17 protein-coding genes, 1 tRNA gene and 1 pseudogene are annotated in these 15,316 nt (G+C 60.0%); 10 read left to right on the top strand and 9 right to left on the bottom strand.

The window, feature by feature from the left end:
* Positions 1-127 precede the first annotated feature (127 nt).
* From rpsA to aroA, 3 genes are all read right to left on the bottom strand, one after another.
* Positions 128-1,831 carry a 30S ribosomal protein S1 gene (rpsA, locus tag N2600_RS22815; protein WP_003544285.1) on the bottom strand — a complete coding sequence of 568 codons (1,704 nt, stop codon included), beginning with the start codon at positions 1,829-1,831 and terminating at the stop codon, positions 128-130.
* Between the two features lie 175 nt (positions 1,832-2,006).
* Positions 2,007-2,654, bottom strand: a complete 648-nt coding sequence (gene cmk / locus N2600_RS22820; protein WP_260297472.1) for a (d)CMP kinase — start codon at positions 2,652-2,654, stop codon at positions 2,007-2,009.
* 69 nt (positions 2,655-2,723) lie between these two features.
* Positions 2,724-4,082 (bottom strand): 3-phosphoshikimate 1-carboxyvinyltransferase, encoded by a 1,359-nt coding sequence (gene aroA, locus N2600_RS22825; protein WP_260297473.1) that lies wholly within the window; start codon positions 4,080-4,082, stop codon positions 2,724-2,726.
* Positions 4,083-4,358: 276 nt separating this feature from the next.
* Here aroA and N2600_RS22830 point away from each other — a divergent pair, with 276 nt between their 5' ends.
* The gene (locus tag N2600_RS22830) at positions 4,359-4,742 is read left to right on the top strand and encodes a TIGR02300 family protein (RefSeq protein ID WP_017966434.1); all 384 of its coding nucleotides are present in this window, start codon (positions 4,359-4,361) and stop codon (positions 4,740-4,742) included.
* A 151-nt stretch (positions 4,743-4,893) separates the two neighbouring features.
* Positions 4,894-4,969 (top strand) — tRNA-Ala (locus tag N2600_RS22835).
* A 154-nt stretch (positions 4,970-5,123) separates the two neighbouring features.
* Here N2600_RS22835 and N2600_RS22840 read toward each other — a convergent pair.
* Positions 5,124-5,456 carry an ArsR/SmtB family transcription factor gene (locus tag N2600_RS22840; RefSeq protein ID WP_260297474.1) on the bottom strand — a complete coding sequence of 111 codons (333 nt, stop codon included), beginning with the start codon at positions 5,454-5,456 and terminating at the stop codon, positions 5,124-5,126.
* A 252-nt stretch (positions 5,457-5,708) separates the two neighbouring features.
* A complete protein-coding gene (locus N2600_RS22845) occupies positions 5,709-7,295 on the bottom strand; it encodes a bifunctional aminoglycoside phosphotransferase/ATP-binding protein (protein WP_260297475.1) in 1,587 nt (528 codons plus the stop codon).
* A 107-nt stretch (positions 7,296-7,402) separates the two neighbouring features.
* Between N2600_RS22845 and N2600_RS22850 the strand changes: the two genes are divergently transcribed.
* Together N2600_RS22850 and N2600_RS22855 are read left to right on the top strand one after the other, a co-directional pair.
* A complete protein-coding gene (locus N2600_RS22850) occupies positions 7,403-7,669 on the top strand; it encodes a hypothetical protein (protein WP_260059099.1) in 267 nt (88 codons plus the stop codon).
* Positions 7,669-7,752: an inositol monophosphatase family protein gene (locus tag N2600_RS22855; RefSeq protein WP_260059010.1), complete on the top strand. Its 84-nt coding sequence runs from the start codon at positions 7,669-7,671 to the stop codon at positions 7,750-7,752. The genes N2600_RS22850 and N2600_RS22855 overlap by 1 nt, the downstream gene beginning before the upstream one ends.
* Before the next feature lie 185 nt (positions 7,753-7,937).
* On the opposite strand, the gene N2600_RS22860 is transcribed toward N2600_RS22855, so the two are convergent.
* A complete protein-coding gene (locus tag N2600_RS22860) occupies positions 7,938-8,921 on the bottom strand; it encodes a zinc-dependent alcohol dehydrogenase family protein (RefSeq protein ID WP_260297476.1) in 984 nt (327 codons plus the stop codon).
* A 202-nt stretch (positions 8,922-9,123) separates the two neighbouring features.
* Here N2600_RS22860 and N2600_RS22865 point away from each other — a divergent pair, with 202 nt between their 5' ends.
* The 3 genes from N2600_RS22865 to N2600_RS22875 all read left to right on the top strand — a co-directional run bounded on the left by N2600_RS22865 (position 9,124) and on the right by N2600_RS22875 (position 11,380).
* Positions 9,124-9,555: a DUF3775 domain-containing protein gene (locus N2600_RS22865; protein WP_017966441.1), complete on the top strand. Its 432-nt coding sequence runs from the start codon at positions 9,124-9,126 to the stop codon at positions 9,553-9,555.
* 119 nt (positions 9,556-9,674) lie between these two features.
* Complete coding sequence (locus tag N2600_RS22870; protein ID WP_017966442.1) at positions 9,675-10,031, top strand: SPW repeat protein; 357 nt, start codon at positions 9,675-9,677, stop codon at positions 10,029-10,031.
* Between the two features lie 95 nt (positions 10,032-10,126).
* Complete coding sequence (locus N2600_RS22875; RefSeq protein WP_222385675.1) at positions 10,127-11,380, top strand: MgtC/SapB family protein; 1,254 nt, start codon at positions 10,127-10,129, stop codon at positions 11,378-11,380.
* Here the strand turns inward: N2600_RS22875 and N2600_RS22880 are convergent.
* Positions 11,379-11,540 (bottom strand): annotated as a pseudogene (locus N2600_RS22880) (DUF2798 domain-containing protein); the annotation flags it as partial. The gene N2600_RS22875 and the pseudogene N2600_RS22880 sit on opposite strands and share 2 nt — an antisense overlap.
* A 278-nt stretch (positions 11,541-11,818) precedes the next feature.
* On the opposite strand from N2600_RS22880, the gene N2600_RS22885 reads away from it, so the two are divergent.
* On the top strand, positions 11,819-12,541 hold the full coding sequence (locus N2600_RS22885) for a YoaK family protein (RefSeq protein WP_170262720.1): 723 nt from the start codon (positions 11,819-11,821) through the stop codon (positions 12,539-12,541).
* A 69-nt stretch (positions 12,542-12,610) separates the two neighbouring features.
* The gene (locus tag N2600_RS22890) at positions 12,611-13,399 is read left to right on the top strand and encodes a YdcF family protein (protein WP_260297477.1); all 789 of its coding nucleotides are present in this window, start codon (positions 12,611-12,613) and stop codon (positions 13,397-13,399) included.
* Between the two features lie 3 nt (positions 13,400-13,402).
* On the opposite strand, the gene N2600_RS22895 is transcribed toward N2600_RS22890, so the two are convergent.
* Positions 13,403-13,876, bottom strand: a complete 474-nt coding sequence (locus N2600_RS22895; RefSeq protein WP_017966447.1) for a hypothetical protein — start codon at positions 13,874-13,876, stop codon at positions 13,403-13,405.
* 280 nt (positions 13,877-14,156) lie between these two features.
* Between N2600_RS22895 and N2600_RS22900 the strand changes: the two genes are divergently transcribed.
* The gene (locus N2600_RS22900; protein ID WP_017966448.1) at positions 14,157-14,792 is read left to right on the top strand and encodes a trimeric intracellular cation channel family protein; all 636 of its coding nucleotides are present in this window, start codon (positions 14,157-14,159) and stop codon (positions 14,790-14,792) included.
* A gap of 10 nt (positions 14,793-14,802) precedes the next feature.
* Here N2600_RS22900 and irrA read toward each other — a convergent pair whose 3' ends face one another.
* Positions 14,803-15,222 carry an iron response transcriptional regulator IrrA gene (gene irrA, locus N2600_RS22905; protein WP_012759643.1) on the bottom strand — a complete coding sequence of 140 codons (420 nt, stop codon included), beginning with the start codon at positions 15,220-15,222 and terminating at the stop codon, positions 14,803-14,805.
* Positions 15,223-15,316 lie beyond the last annotated feature (94 nt).

Genomic DNA, 15,316 nt, shown 5'->3' on the forward strand with positions numbered 1-15,316 from the left:
ACAAGAGGATAGAGCGGTTCTGGGCTCCGTTAAAAGCTGAACCGCTCTAGCACTTTTCATCGCCTGAAAATGAAGAACCCGCCGGATCGCTCCGGCGGGTTCTTCAATTCAAAGGCGGATGCGAGGCTTATTCGCCGCCGCGGTTCTTCAGGGCTGCGCCCAAGATGTCGCCGAGCGAAGCGCCGCTGTCGGACGAACCGAACTGGGCAACGGCTTCCTTCTCTTCCGCAATCTCCAGAGCCTTGATGGACAGCATGATCTTGCGGTCCTTCTTGGAGAAGTTGGTGACGCGGGCGTCGAACACCTGGCCGACCGAGAAACGCTCGGGGCGCTGCTCGTCGCGGTCGCGGGCGAGGTCGGCACGGCGGATGAACGAAGTGATGTCCTCGTGGTTGACGAGCTTCACTTCGACACCACCGTCGTTGACCGCGATGACTTCGCAGGAAACGACTGCATTCTTGCGTAGGTCGCCAGAAGCAGCGGCGTCGCCGACTGCATCCTTGCCGAGCTGCTTGATGCCGAGCGAGATGCGTTCCTTCTCGACATCGACGTCGAGAACGACGGCCTTGACGACATCACCCTTGTTGAACTCCTCGATGACCTGTTCGCCTGGACGGTTCCAGTCGAGGTCGGAGAGGTGCACCATGCCGTCGACATCGCCGTCGAGGCCGATGAACAGGCCGAATTCGGTCTTGTTCTTGACTTCGCCTTCGACTTCAGTGCCGGCCGGATGGCTGCGGGCGAATGCTGCCCACGGATTTTCCAGCGTCTGCTTGAGGCCGAGCGAAATACGGCGCTTGGACGGATCGACTTCGAGAACGACGACTTCGACTTCCTGGCTCGTGGACAGGATCTTGCCGGGGTGAACGTTCTTCTTGGTCCAGGACATTTCCGAGATGTGGATCAGGCCTTCGATGCCCGGCTCCAGCTCGACGAATGCACCGTAGTCGGTGATATTCGTGACGGTACCGGAAATCTTCTTGCCTTCCGGATACTTGGCCTGAATGCCATCCCACGGATCGCTCTCGAGCTGCTTCATGCCGAGCGAGATACGGTGGGTTTCCTGGTTGATGCGGATGATCTGAACCTTGACCTGCTGGCCGATGTTCAGGATTTCCGACGGATGGTTCACACGGCGCCATGCCATGTCGGTGACGTGCAGCAGGCCGTCGATGCCGCCGAGGTCAACGAACGCACCGTAATCGGTGATGTTCTTGACGACGCCGTCAACAACCTGGCCTTCTTCGAGGTTCTGAACGATTTCAGAACGCTGCTCGGCACGGGATTCTTCCAGAACCGTACGGCGCGAAACCACGATGTTGCCGCGGCGCTTGTCCATCTTGAGGATTTCGAAGGGCTGCGGATTGTGCATCAGCGGAGTCACGTCGCGGATCGGACGAATATCGACCTGAGAACGCGGCAGGAAGGCGATCGCACCGTCGAGGTCGACCGTGAAGCCGCCCTTGACCTGGTTGAAGATCACGCCTTCGACGCGCTCGCCAGCTTCGAACTTGGCTTCGAGCTTGACCCAGCTTTCTTCGCGGCGAGCCTTCTCGCGCGACAGAACGGCTTCGCCAAGCGCGTTTTCGATGCGCTCGACATAGACTTCGACTTCGTCGCCGACCTTCAACAGGCCGTCCTTGGCGCGCGCGCCGAATTCCTTGAGCGCGATGCGGCCTTCAACCTTCAGGCCGACGTCGACAACGGCGACGTCCTTCTCGATGCCCGTGACGATGCCCTTGGTGACATAGCCTTCGGCCAGGTCGTTCTTGGCAAAGGACTCTTCGAGAAGAGCCGCGAAATCCTCGCGGGAGGGGGTAGCTACTGACATAAAATCTCCTGCGTGTCCTAAAACGGAAGCGGACACGTATGCGCCGGTTGGTTTGCGTTGAACGGGCCTGAACCCAGTCCGCCCTCTCTACGAAGGCAATCCGGCGCTTGGACGGAATTTCAGGCTTGCTGTATGAGAAGCGATCCATGCTCAGAGCACGCAAAATCGCTTGAATTTAGGCATTTCGGCTCAAGACCGCATCGATGATCGATTGAGCAGCTTGAAACGCGGCTTCTATACTCATTTCCGACGTATCAAGCAAGTGCGCATCATCAGCTGGTTTTAAAGGGCTGTCGGCCCGTCCCATGTCGCGTTCGTCGCGCCGCTTGACCTCCTCGAAGATCGCATCGAAATCCGCCGTCAGGCCTTTGCAGAGGATCTCGTCATAACGGCGTCTTGCGCGGACTTCCGGCGACGCCGTTACATAGAATTTCACCGCCGCATTCGGGCAGACGACCGTGCCGATATCGCGCCCATCGAGCACCGTTCCCGGCGCTTTCGTCGAAAACCGTCGCTGCGCCTCGACCAGCGCCCGACGCACCGCCGGCATGACGGCAATCTTCGATGCGGCTTCGCCGATCTCATGTTTAGAAAGTATATCACGATTCAATCCAGCGAGCTCAACCTCTCTTGCGATCTTTTCCGCCACCGCCTCATCGTCGAGCGGCAGGCCGGCATCGAGCAGCGCCTTGGCCGTGGCGCGATAGGTCAGGCCGGTATCCAGATGATGGAAGCCGTATTGGTCGGCGATGCGGCGTGAAAGCGTGCCCTTGCCGGCCGCCGCCGGGCCATCGATGGCGATGGTGAAGGTCTCGTTTGTCATATGATCAATCCTGCGGCAGCGCGCCGAAACGGCGAATGAGGTTGTCTTCGCGGAATGGTGGCTGGCACATCATTCCGCCACCAGCTCGATCGTCGCTCCAAGGCCGGTCATCAGCTGCATGAATTCCGGAAAGCTGGTCGCGATCATTGCCGCGTCGTCGATCGTCACAGCATGCTCCGAGGCAAGCCCCAGGACAAGGAAACTCATGGCGATGCGATGGTCGAGATGCGTCCGGACTTGGCCGCCGGCGGCGTTGCCGATGCCCCTGCCGTCTGGCCGGCCGCGCACGATGAGAAAATCCTCGCCCTCGTCGCAGTCGACGCCATTCAGCTTCAGCCCGTCGGCGACGGCGGAAAGACGGTCGGACTCCTTGACGCGCAGTTCCTCCAGCCCCTTCATGACCGTCGCGCCCTCGGCGAAACAGGCAGCGATGGCCAGAATAGGATATTCGTCGATCATCGACGGCGCCCGATCTTCGGGAACGGTGACGCCCTTGAGCTCGGAATGGCGCACGCGCAGATCCGCCACGTCCTCGCCGCCGGCAAGACGTGCATTCACCACCTCGATATCAGCGCCCATTTCCTGCAGCGTCAGGATCAGCCCCGTGCGGGTCGGGTTCATCAGCACGTTGACGATGGTGATGTCGGAGCCGGGAACAATCAGCGCCGCAACCAGCGGGAAGGCGGTGGAGGAAGGATCGCCGGGAATGTCGATCACCTGGCCCTTAAGCTTGCCGCGGCCTTCGAGCCGGATCGTGCGGACGCCATCCCCGTTCGTCTCGACGGAAAGGGCGGCGCCAAAACCCTGCAGCATCTTTTCGGTATGGTCGCGCGTCATCACCGGCTCGATGACCGTGGTGACTCCAGGCGTATTGAGGCCGGCAAGCAGCACAGCGGATTTCACCTGGGCGGATGCCATCGGCACCCGATAGCGGATCGGGCTCGGCGTTCCCGGGCCTCTGAGCGTCACCGGCAGCCTATCGCCTTCGGATGCGCTGACCTGCACGCCCATTTCGCGCAGCGGAGCGAGCACACGGCCCATCGGCCGTTTCGAAAGCGAGGCGTCGCCTGTGAAGGTGGAGTGAAAGTCGTAGGTGCCGACGAGGCCCATGGTCAGCCGCACGCCGGTGCCGGCATTGCCAAAATCGAGCGGCGCGTCAGGCGCAAGCAGCGCCCCATTGCCGGTGCCGTCGATCACCCATTGCGCACCCTCCTTGCGGATCCTGGCGCCCAACGCCTGCATTGCCCGGCCGGTATTGATCACGTCCTCACCCTCGAGCAGGCCGGTGATCCGCGTTTCGCCGGAAGCAAGCCCGCCGAACATGAAGGAACGATGCGAGATCGACTTGTCGCCCGGAATGCGGACGCTGCCTGTAAGACTGGCGGATTTGCGGGCGATGGCGGGCCTGGGCGCAGAGCCGTGCAGCATGGCGTAATCCTTTGCAAACGCAGTCTATTTTTGCTGCAAGGCAGGCTTGGCCGGTCGCAATTCCCGTCCGCTTCTGCAGCTGTTGCGGCTCGTTAACATAAACGTGCCGGGCGGTCATCCGTCGGCTTGCCAAAAACCCGGCGCTCCGATCGCAAAGTTTGGCTTTGACATGGGAAGCCACAGCGATTAAGGGGACCGGCTTATAAATTCCGATGGAACGCCGGCTTGAACGGCATCTGCCGAATCTCATATTCGGCTATTCACACGAGGCTTATAGTGGCGAAAGCGGAACTTGGAACCAAGCGTACCGATCCGGAAACCGGCAAGAAGTTTTATGATCTGAACCGGGATCCGATCGTTTCTCCTTATACCGGCAAGTCCTACCCTCTGTCCTTCTTCGAAGAAACCTCGGCGATCGCCGAAGTTGCCGAGGAAGACGAGGTCGCGGAAGTCGATACTGAAAACACCGAAGTCGAATTGGTTTCGCTGGAAGATGCCGATGACGCCGCCGGCGGCGACGACATCCCCGATATCGGCGATGACGATGTCGAAATCGAAGGCGATGACGACGACGATACCTTCCTCACACCCGACGAAGATGACGATGATGACGACATGAGCGATATCATCGGCGTGACCGGCGACGAAGACGAAGTCTGAGACCGCATTTCGGCCCGGCGAGGAAAAAATTCTCCGGGCCGCATTTTTTTAGGCTTGCTATCTCCGGAAACCGGAAGTAATAAGCCGCCACTCCGCAGGGCACGTGCCTTACGAGTATCCCAGGACCGGCCCCGAGCCGGACCGCCTTGATGGGGCTATAGCTCAGCTGGGAGAGCGCTTGCATGGCATGCAAGAGGTCAGCGGTTCGATCCCGCTTAGCTCCACCAAACTCCTTTTGCCAACCGGTCTGCTACGCGAAACCTGGCCCATAGTGGTTCCTCCCATCCGGCTGAATTGATCGGACCATCGCACTGTGGGATCTGACAGCTAGGCTGCGGCTGGCTGCTTTGGCAGGATCGATGCGCCGGCCGATCGCGATCTTCACGCGGCCTCGGGGCTGAAGTCCGGGAAGCCGAACATCGACATCTGGAGTCCGTCGGGAAACAATATGCCGTTGAGAAGGGAGACGGCTTTCTCGCTTCGATGGCTGGCGAGCGAATAATAGATTGTCTGAGCTTCGCGGCGCGCCTTGACGACCTGCTGACGTTTCAGCACGTTCAGATGGTGCGATAGCGCCGACTGGCTGAGCCCGACACTTGTGGCGAGTTCCGTGGCTGAGATCTCACCCTTGGCCAGCGTGCGCAGCACGGCTAAACGGCTGACGTTGGCGAGCGCGGAAAAATAGTCCGCCAGCTCACGGTCATTTACGATCATGGCGTGCCTCCTCTGAACACGAAATGTACATTAGCGGCGGGCGAGATTTGCTCATTGACCTAACGCAAATCGCAATGGTGAGAAGGCCGCGTCAAAACGCGCTGAAGGTCAGCACGGCCCGTGGTGAAAACGGAACGCTGTTCGATCCGTAATCGTCCGGCGACGAAAGCAGGGCGTTGGCTTCAGCTTGACTATGCCAGTCATTTCGCCTGACGGCATCATGCGGTCGCGCCAGCGGACGGCTGATGCGGCTCAGGACGAGCGGTCTGCCGGCTGACAGGGGACGGGCTCGATGACTTTTGCCTTAGTGCGCAGCATGATCTCCTCGGCGAGCCTTTCGGCGGGCTGCGTGGCGTCGAGGCGCGGCCATGCGATGGCGCCCGTCTCATGCGCGAACTGCTGCGCCAGGATATCGACCGTCGCGTCGGAGGGGCTGCCAGCCCGTGCCGCAACGCGCTGCCACAGCAGTGCCGGATCGGCTTCGAGCCAGAAGGCCGAAAAGGGATGGTGGCCTTCTTCCGCCGCTTCCTCGATCATCCGCCGGTGGACCGGCTTGTCGAAAACCGCATCGGCCACCGCCGAACTGCCTTCCGCAAGGATGAGACGGGCGCGCCAGGCCATCTCCTGATAGACCTTTGCCGAGACCTCTGGCCGGTACGCGGCCTTCGGCAGCCTCGTCTCTGCCGGAACGCCGTGCATTGCCTTGCGGATGCGGTCGCTTTCGATGATACGTGCTCCCGGCGCGAGGCCGATCCGCGGCGCCAGCACTTCTGCAAGCGTCGTCTTTCCCGATCCGCTGAGGCCGCCGAGCGCGACGAGTTGTCCCGGCACCTGATGCAGGAGAGACCGGGCGAGCTGGAAATAGGAGCGCGCCTCATCGGTCAACATCGCCGCACGATCACCTGCATCCTCCGCCTGAGTGGCGATCACATGAGCCCGCACGGCAGCGCGTACGGCAATGAAGAACGGCAGTGCTGCAAAACCGTCGTCCTCGTCCGTCTCGTCGAGATAACGGTTCATCACGAGGTTCGCGAACTCGGGATGCCCTCGATGCCAGAGATCCATCAGCAGGAAGGCTAGGTCGTAGAGAATGTCGGTGGTGGCAATCTGATCGTTGAACTCGATGCAATCGAACAGGCATGGTTCGCCATCAAGCAAGAATATATTGCGGAGATGCAAGTCGCCATGGCAACGCCGGACCTTGCCGGCCAGCCCCCGCCGGTCCAGGAGTTGGGCGAGCCGCGCGAGGTGCCTCTCGAAGGCCCCGGTCAGTTCCTCGATCTCCTTGGCGGAAAAGATATGGCTAGTCGCAAAGCCGGCCTTATTGACCTTCAGCACCGCAGCCATGCTCGCCGCCCCGCCGTTGGCACTCATGACCGGCGCGAGACGATGAAAGCCGACGATCGCCCTTGCAAGGGATGTCATCATCGACGACGTCAATCCGCCGGAGGTGGCGATATGATCGAGTAGCAGCGACTGATCGAAACGCCGCATTTCCACCAGAGCATCATGCAGGGTCCCTTGACCATCAAGCGCAAGGCCACCGTCCTTTTCCAGCGTGATCGTCCTGACTCCGAGATAGATGCCGGGCGCCGTGGGCGCGTTCAATTCCACCTCTTTCCGGCATGTCGCCAGCCTTTTCTCCGCCGAGGAGAAATCGGCATAGGGCAGCTTCACGGCGCGCTTCATCTTGTAGGCGCGGTCCCCGGCAAGAAAAATGCGCGAGATATGCGTCTCGAGCACTTCGACCGGCTGCCCATCCTGGGGCAATGCGTCGTTGAGAAAGGAAACGGTTGCCGACTGGTCTTCCGTGATCATCTGCAAACTTTCAGCTGACATGCCGCACTATCGAAAGCATCGCCCTGCCTCCGCGACAATACATTGACCCGTATCAATGCTCGGACCGCCGCCACATCTCAGAACGAAAGCGAGACCGGGGTCGCGGGGTGAAAATCAACCTGTCTTCGAGAAGGCAGCTTGTCGAAGCGCTGATCGCGGTGATCCGGAAAGCCGGCGATGCCGCGCTCGCGTTGCAGGACGACGACGTTGCGGTAAGAGCCAAACAGGACGGTTCACCCGTCACCGCCGCCGATCTTGCCAGCAATGACATCCTGCGCGCAGCATGCCTGGCGGTCTTTCCGGCAATGCCTGCCCCGGCGAAGAAGACAGCCATGTCTTCGAGGCCCGCAAGGACTCAGATTCCGCTCTCGTAATCGATCCGCTCGACGGCACGAAGGAATTCATAAAAGGCCGAGACGAGTTTGCTGTCAATATCGCCCTATGCACCCGCCCGTGACCGGCTTTTCTTCTCCTACGGCGCCGGACTTGCATTCGAGCAAACAGCCGGCAGTCAGCGCCGCAGCCTGCCCCGCCCTTCCGCTCCACGGCGTCATCCGATCGCGCTTGTCAGCCGCTCTCATCTCGATCCCCGGACCGAAGCGCTCCTGGTCGCGCTGCAACGCCCCAGCAATAGGCCGTGGCTCAAGGCTTCAAGACGGCCGCTCCACTCAATCGGCCGGCACGCAAGTCGTCAAGCGCCCTATTGGCTTCGGTAAGCGGATAGACAATCGTATGGGTTCTGATGCCTGCCTGGCGGGCGATGGGGAAGAATTCCTCCGCATCCTTGCGCGTGAGATTTGCGACCGAAACAACGCTTCTCTCCCCCCAAATCAGCGCATAGGGCATAGCCGGAAGATCACTCATGTGGATGCCTCCGCAGACGACCCTGCCGCCCTTGCGCACCGCCTTCAGCGCTGCCGGCACGAGTTCGCCGACCGGAGCGAAGATGATTGCCGCGTCGAGCATGACGGGCGAAGGTTCATCCGAGCTTCCCGCCCACGAAGCGCCAAGGCTGAGCGCGAAACGTTGCGCTGCCTCATCGCCGGTGCGTGAGAAAGCATAGACCTGACGGCCCTGCCAGCGGCATATTTGCGCGATGATATGGGCGGCTGCACCGAATCCGTAAAGACCGATCCGGGCACCGTCACCAGCCTTTTTCAGCGAACGCCAGCCAATGAGACCCGCGCATAGCAGCGGCGCAAGAGCGACCGGATCGGCCTCGCCGTCAAGTGCAAATGCATAATCTGCGTCGGCAACCACATGGGTGGCAAAACCTCCGTCGCGCGTATAGCCGGTAAATTGCGGCTCGTCGCAGAGATTTTCATCTCCGGTGCGGCAGAACGAGCAGCAGCCGCATGTGTGGCCGAGCCAGGGCACACCAACCCTTTGCCCTATGCGTGATGGCGCGACACCTTCCCCAACGGCCTCGACGATGCCGACGATCTCATGGCCGGGAACGAGTGGAAGCTTCGGGTTCGGAAGGTCGCCGTCACAGACGTGAAGATCCGTCCTGCAGACGGCGCAAGCTTCGATCCTCAACGTCAACTGGCCCGTTCCAGGCACGGGATTAGCGCGCTCTACCAGACGCAAGGGGGTCGCGATCCTTTCCAAAATCATTGCTTGCATCAGCTTCTCCTCACCTCGCAAACCGGCACCCTTTTGAAAACGCGTCAATCGGCATGAACGCGCGTCAAGGATACGTCCTGCCCATTCTCGTTTGCCGTTTTCGTTACGTGACGACGGCCCAGATTGACCTTCTCAATGCATCGGCATTCCATGTCACATCGTGGTATAGTTCAAATGAAATAACGTGCGCGGAGGCCACTTCATGAATGACGCTGTGAACGAGGCATGGAGGCCGAGCATTTCGCCGGAGACCGTCCGCTTTCTCATCCTCAAGGGCAAGCAGTTCGACGTCAAGGATGTTGTCACTGAACCCGATCCGGGCTCGAATCCGAGTGACGACGGGATGATCGAAGTGCTGGAGGACCATGACGACGATCCCGTCGAGACGGAGCTCAGGAGTGCAATCTGGGCTCTCAACGAAGACGAACAGATCGACCTGGTCGCCTTGGCATGGCTCGGCCGAGGCGATGGGAATGTCGATGATTGGGATGAACTGCGCAGCCTGGCTGCCGATGCGCACAATACGCGCACGGCGGCTTATCTTCTCGGTCTGCCCCTTCTGCCGGATTATCTCGAAGAGGCGCTCGACCAGTTCGGAGAGGCGTCCACGGACGACGCGCTGGGCCGGCTCTGATATCGCCGGTGTCCAAAGCGGCAGCCAGGGAATTTCCTCAGCTGCAAGGAATGTCGATCCGACGCCATGAACTGAGCTGCATGACTGTGAATGGCTCTTGGAGAGCAAGGAGATCAGCAATGAACCGTCGCCGTTGGCAAGACCACATCGCCTTTATCGTGGGAATATGGCTCATCAGTTCTCCTTGGGTATTCGGAAGATTTAGTCCGGACTCCATGCCTATGGGGTCGGCCGCCTGGAATTTCCTTGTCTGCGGAACCGCTATCGCTATCCTAGGCTTGGCTGCTCTGGCATCGTACCGTTTTTGGGAAGAATGGGTCAATCTTCTGATCGGTGTCTGGCTTGTCGCCTCGCCATGGATCCTCCAGTACGTTCAAGAGCCGCTCCTCGTTTGGAATGCTTTCATCTCAGGCATTCTCCTCGTTGTTCTCGGCGTATGGGCACTTCGCGGAGCAAACCTATCTGAACGCCGCTGAACGACGGCTTGCGGATGACGAAATGACATATACGGCGCAGGTGCCTTCACGATTGGATGGGCCGGCAACGTCTGGACCCATCGGATGATCACGTCATGGTAACGACCGAAGAAGCCTTCCAGCGCCTCAGTCTCGCGCTTGCGATTGGTATTCTGGTCGGCATCGAGCGCGGCTGGCAGGATCGTGAGGCCGCGTCGGGCAAAAGGGTAGCGGGGATCCGCACCTATGGCCTGTCCAGTTTCCTGGGCGGCTTCTGCGGCTTCCTACAGCCCGTGACGGGGCCAATTCTGCCGACGGCCATCTTTGCTTCCTTTTGCGTCACAATTCTCCTTTTCAGCCGCATGCAGGCAACACATGACAAAGACTACAGCGCAACCGGTGCCATTGCGGCAATAACGGTCTTCGCGCTGGGCTTCGGCGCAGTCGTTGCGGATATGACGGCAACGGCGGCAAGCGCTGTTGCAATAACAGCGCTCCTCGCCGCGCGCGAACCATTGCATGGATTTCTTCGTCAATTGACTTGGCTCGAGCTCAGGGCCGCCCTGATCCTCCTGACGATGACGGTCGTCATCCTCCCGATCCTTCCCAATCAGCCGGTTGACCCCTGGCAGGCGATCAACCCCTTTGAGCTTTGGATGCTGACGATCCTGGTGGGAACTGTTTCCTTTGCCGGCTATATCCTGATCAGGCTCAGCGGCGCCCGCGCCGGCATCCTGTTGACCGGGGCAAGCGGCGGCATTGTCTCGTCGACGGCCTTGACGCTTTCCTTTGCCCGCCAGTCGACACAGATGCCTGCCCTCTCACCATTGCTTTCAGCGGGAGCGATGCTGGCGGGCGCCGTTTCCCTCGCCCGGGTGCTTTTGATTTGCGGCGTCGTTGCACCGGCTGTTTTCAAGGAACTGGTTCCATCGCTCGCTCCAGCTGCTGTGATCTTCGCCATGGCAGGCGGCCTCGCCGCATCGTGGCGGCGCCCGGATGACAGCACTGATTTCTTGCCGCGAAACCCACTTGAGGTGATGGTTGTGCTGCGTTTCGCGCTTGTTCTCGCCGTCGTGATAGTCCTGACGCGCGTGACCCTGAACGTCTTCGGAAACCAGTCGCTGCTCGCCCTTGCGTTCATCACGGGACTGGGCGATCTCGATGCGATTACACTTGCCGTGGCTAAATTGTCATCCATCCAGGTGCCGGCGGATGCGGCCGCTCGCGCCATAGCGGTCGCCGCGTTCGCCAATCTGCTTGCGAAAGCTGTTCTTGCAGCAAGCATGGGGAGCATCGCCTATGCAGTTCGTTTCGCGATCGCCGGCATTGTCGCGACTTTTGCCGGAATTGCCGGCTTGGTTCTGGCGTGACCACTGGCAGAACCAACAGCAGCACGGGAAAGCCGATCGCCCAGGAGAGCGCCCATGTGGAGGGCCACATGGCAAGTGCAGGCGCGGTCAGGCCCTGTGCCCTCACGATGCGGATCGCCGAGACGACGGATGTCATCAGCAGCGAGAGGATGAGTGACATGACGATCGTATTGTAACGTTTGGGGAGTTTGCCTTTGGGCCTTTTGATCTCCCTAAGGTGCCGATCAGACAATTGCGCAGCACCGATCGACGGGTTGCGCGTTGATTGACGTAAACGCTTACGGAGCTTCGATCTGAAGCAACGCTGCCTCTATGGCCGAAAATGTCTCTTGCCGTTCAAATCGCCCACCCCTTCCGATCGCCTTTGCCAATTCCTCAATGCGAGGATGTATGCTTGTTGCTGGAATCTCAGCGATTCGGCTCCGGGACCTTCAGCCAATGACCAGATCAAGACGACGCCGCATCATCCGTACCCGCCGAACCCTGACCGGGCTCGCCCTCGTCGGCTCGATTTCGTTTCTGGCCGGCATGACCGATGCGACCGGTCTTCTGCTCACCGGCGATTTCGTTTCCTTCATGACAGGCAATACGACGCGTGCCGCACTCGCCTTGAGCGAGGGCAATCTTTATCACGCGGCTGTCCTGATCTCTGCCATCATCGTCTTCGTGCTTGGCAATGCGGCAGGTATCGTCATCTCCCATGTTTCGCAGCGCCGCATTTTTGTGGTGCTTGGCTGCGTCGCCCTGGTTCTGGCGCTCGCCTCGGTGATGACAGTGCAGAACATGCTGTTCGTGCGGTTCTACATGATCGTTTTTTCCATGGGCATGGTGAACGCCGCAATCGAGCACATCGAAGGCCTGCCGATCGGCCTGACCTATGTGACCGGCGCTCTGTCGCGCTTCGGCCGCGGCATCGGCCGCTGGATCATCGGCGATCGTCGTGTCGAATGGACGATCCAGATCGTGCCCTGGGGCGGCATGGTGCTCGGCGCGATCGTCGGCGCCGTCCTGACGCGACTGACCGGAGCGCATGCGCTGTGGCTGGTCTCCCTCTTCGCCATGATGCTTTCACTGGTCGCAATGCTCATCCCGCGCCCGCTTCAGCGGCGCTTCAATCAGAAGATCGCGCCGAGCGGATCGGCCATCACGCACGCGAAATAAAACCGTCGCATTCCTGTTACCGTCGAATCGGATAGGAAGGACCGCCGTTTATCCTCAAAGGAGTAGGTCTTGTTCCTGTTTTCGAAGCTTGTCTGGATTTTCGCTCAGCCGCTGTCGCTGGCATTCTTCCTCATCTTGCTTGCCCTGATTGCCGGCCTCCTGCGCTGGCGTACCCTAAGTATTCTCGGCGCAGCTGGTTCGGCCCTCATCCTTTTCGTGACGCTTTACACCACCACCGGAAACCTCTTGATGCAGGGCCTCGAGGAGCGCTTCGCCAAGCCCGCTGCCGATCCTGATAGCCTGCAATGCATGATCGTGCTCGGCGGCGGCTTCGAAAACGAGGTGAACACGGCGCGCCACGGCATAGAATTCAACGACGGAGCCGATCGCTTTGTCGAAGCCTTGCGGCTCGCGCAGAAATTTCCGCAGTCACGTATCCTGGTATCGGGCGGCGATGGCTCCATCTCAGGCATCTATGAAGGCGATGCGGCCGCCTCCGAGCGTTTCTTCCCGCTCTTCGGCGTTGGCAGGGATCGCCTGATCGAAGAGAGGCAATCGCGAACGACCTTCGAAAACGCCGTCAATACCAAGAAATTCCTGGCAAGCCAGGGCCTTTCCAATTGCCTGCTGATCACCTCGGGTTTTCACATGCCGCGATCCGTCGGCATCTTCCGCAAGCTCGGCATCGATATCGTGCCCTGGCCGACCGATTATCGCACCGACGGCCAGGTGAGGCCTGGGTTTGATTTCACCCAGCCGAGCCTCAATGCGCAGAACATGGCGACGGCGATCCGCGAATGGTGCGGCCTGGTGGGATATTACCTCGCCGGCCGGACGTCCGAACTCTATCCGAGCTAAGAGCTATTTCTTCGAGATGGTGACGAATTTCGTGCCGCGGACGCGTGCCGTCACGGTGCAGGGATCACCTTCGGTGCGGTCGCAGAAGCGCGGATGCATCTTCATCGCCAGCACCATGTTGCCGAAGCGCTGGACGAAATCGTAGCCATAGATCTGTGCCGTTGCGATCATGAAATAACCGCCTTCGGCAACCTGCAGGTAGAAATTATAGGTACAGCCGTCGTCATTGCATTGCGGCCCCTTCTGCCCGTCGCAGGTCAACTGGCCCTCGTTGACCACCGCATCAATCAGGCCGTCATTGTTGATGTCCTGCCGGATGATGAAGCCGTCGGCAAATTCGGCCGTCTTGCACTGCTGCTGGAAATGTTTCTTCTCGTAGATCTCAGGGTCGGATATCAGCGATTGCTGACTGAGGGCGACGGCCGGCATGGCAAGCAGCAGGACGATATTCAGAACGGCGAGCACCAGCGTTTTCACGGCTTTCCTCTTTGGATAAAGGCTCCCAATGCATGTCGCCCAAAACTGTGCAGCGGTTTTGGGCGACATGCATTAAATCAAAGACATCAGCTTTATGGCCGCGCCGCCTTGCGCCGCCCTTGCCGCCGTGATTGATTCCCGAGAACAGGATGATTTTAGGCCTAGTTGGCCTAAAATCTGAATCCTGTTCTCAATTCAAGAGTAAGAGCATGATGTCGTCCGAAAACCGCTCACACTTTTCGGCATCATGCTCTGACTTTCCGCCGGTCCCGGGGCTCGCATGTCTCTGCTCGTCTATCTCGATTATGCCGGCATCGCGCTGTTTGCCGCGACAGGCGCGCTCGCCGCCTCGCGCAAGCAACTGGACCTGATCGGCTTTTTGTTTTTCGCCATGGTGACGGGAACGGGCGGCGGTACCGTGCGCGACATCGTGCTCGGCCGCGTGCCGGTCTTCTGGGTGCTGAACCCCGCCTATATCCTCGTCTGCTGTATCATGGGGATCATCGTTTTCTTCACCGCCCACCTGCTGGAATCGCGCTATCGACTGCTGATCTGGCTCGATGCGATCGGCCTGGCCGCCTATTGCGTGCTCGGCGCTGCCAAGGGCCTCGCCGCCACCGGTTCGCCCACAATTGCGATCGTCACCGGCACGCTGACGGCGACTTTCGGCGGCATCCTGCGCGATCTGATGGCAAACGAGCCCTCCGTGCTGTTGAGGCCGGAAATCTATGTCACCGCCGCACTCATTGGCGCCGGCGTGTTTACCGCCGCGAATGCGCTGGGAATGCAGCTCTATCTGGCGTCGGCCTGCGGCGTTGTCGCAGCCTTTGCCGTGCGCGGCGGAGCCCTGTGGTTCGGCTGGACCTTCCCGACCTACAAGCATCAGCCTGGCCGGCACCCCGACGATGTCATGTGAAGCGGGATCGTCAGCCCTGCTTTGCCCGCAGGCGGATCACCACGTCGACATGGGCGATCTCCATGCCTTCGGGTGGTTCCGGCAGATTGGCGATCGTCAGGTTGCTGACGGGAATGTCGAGAACCTCGTTCTCGCCTTCGACGAAGAAATGGTGATGGTCTGAAATATTGGTGTCGAAATAGGTCTTGGCGCTCTCGACGGCGAGAACGCGGATGAGACCGGCTTCCGTGAACTGGTGCAGCGTGTTGTAGACCGTTGCCAAGGACACCGGCACGCCGGCGGCAACCGCCTCTTCATGCAGTTCCTCGACGGTCAAATGCCGGTCGCCCTTGGCAAACAGGAGGTCGCCGAGGGCGACGCGCTGGCGGGTGGGGCGCAGGCCCGCACCGCGCAGCCTTACCTCTATTGCGATCGGGAGTGCACCCGTCATCAAAACCAACTCCGGTTATTCTGGCATAAAGCAATCATGTTTCTTTAAGCGGTATAACTTTTGCATCGGAGCCTTTCAATAGTTCAATGGCGAC

Origin of the sequence: Rhizobium sp. WSM1274, assembly GCF_025200775.1 — a bacterium.
GTDB classification, from domain to species: domain Bacteria; phylum Pseudomonadota; class Alphaproteobacteria; order Rhizobiales; family Rhizobiaceae; genus Rhizobium; species Rhizobium leguminosarum_I.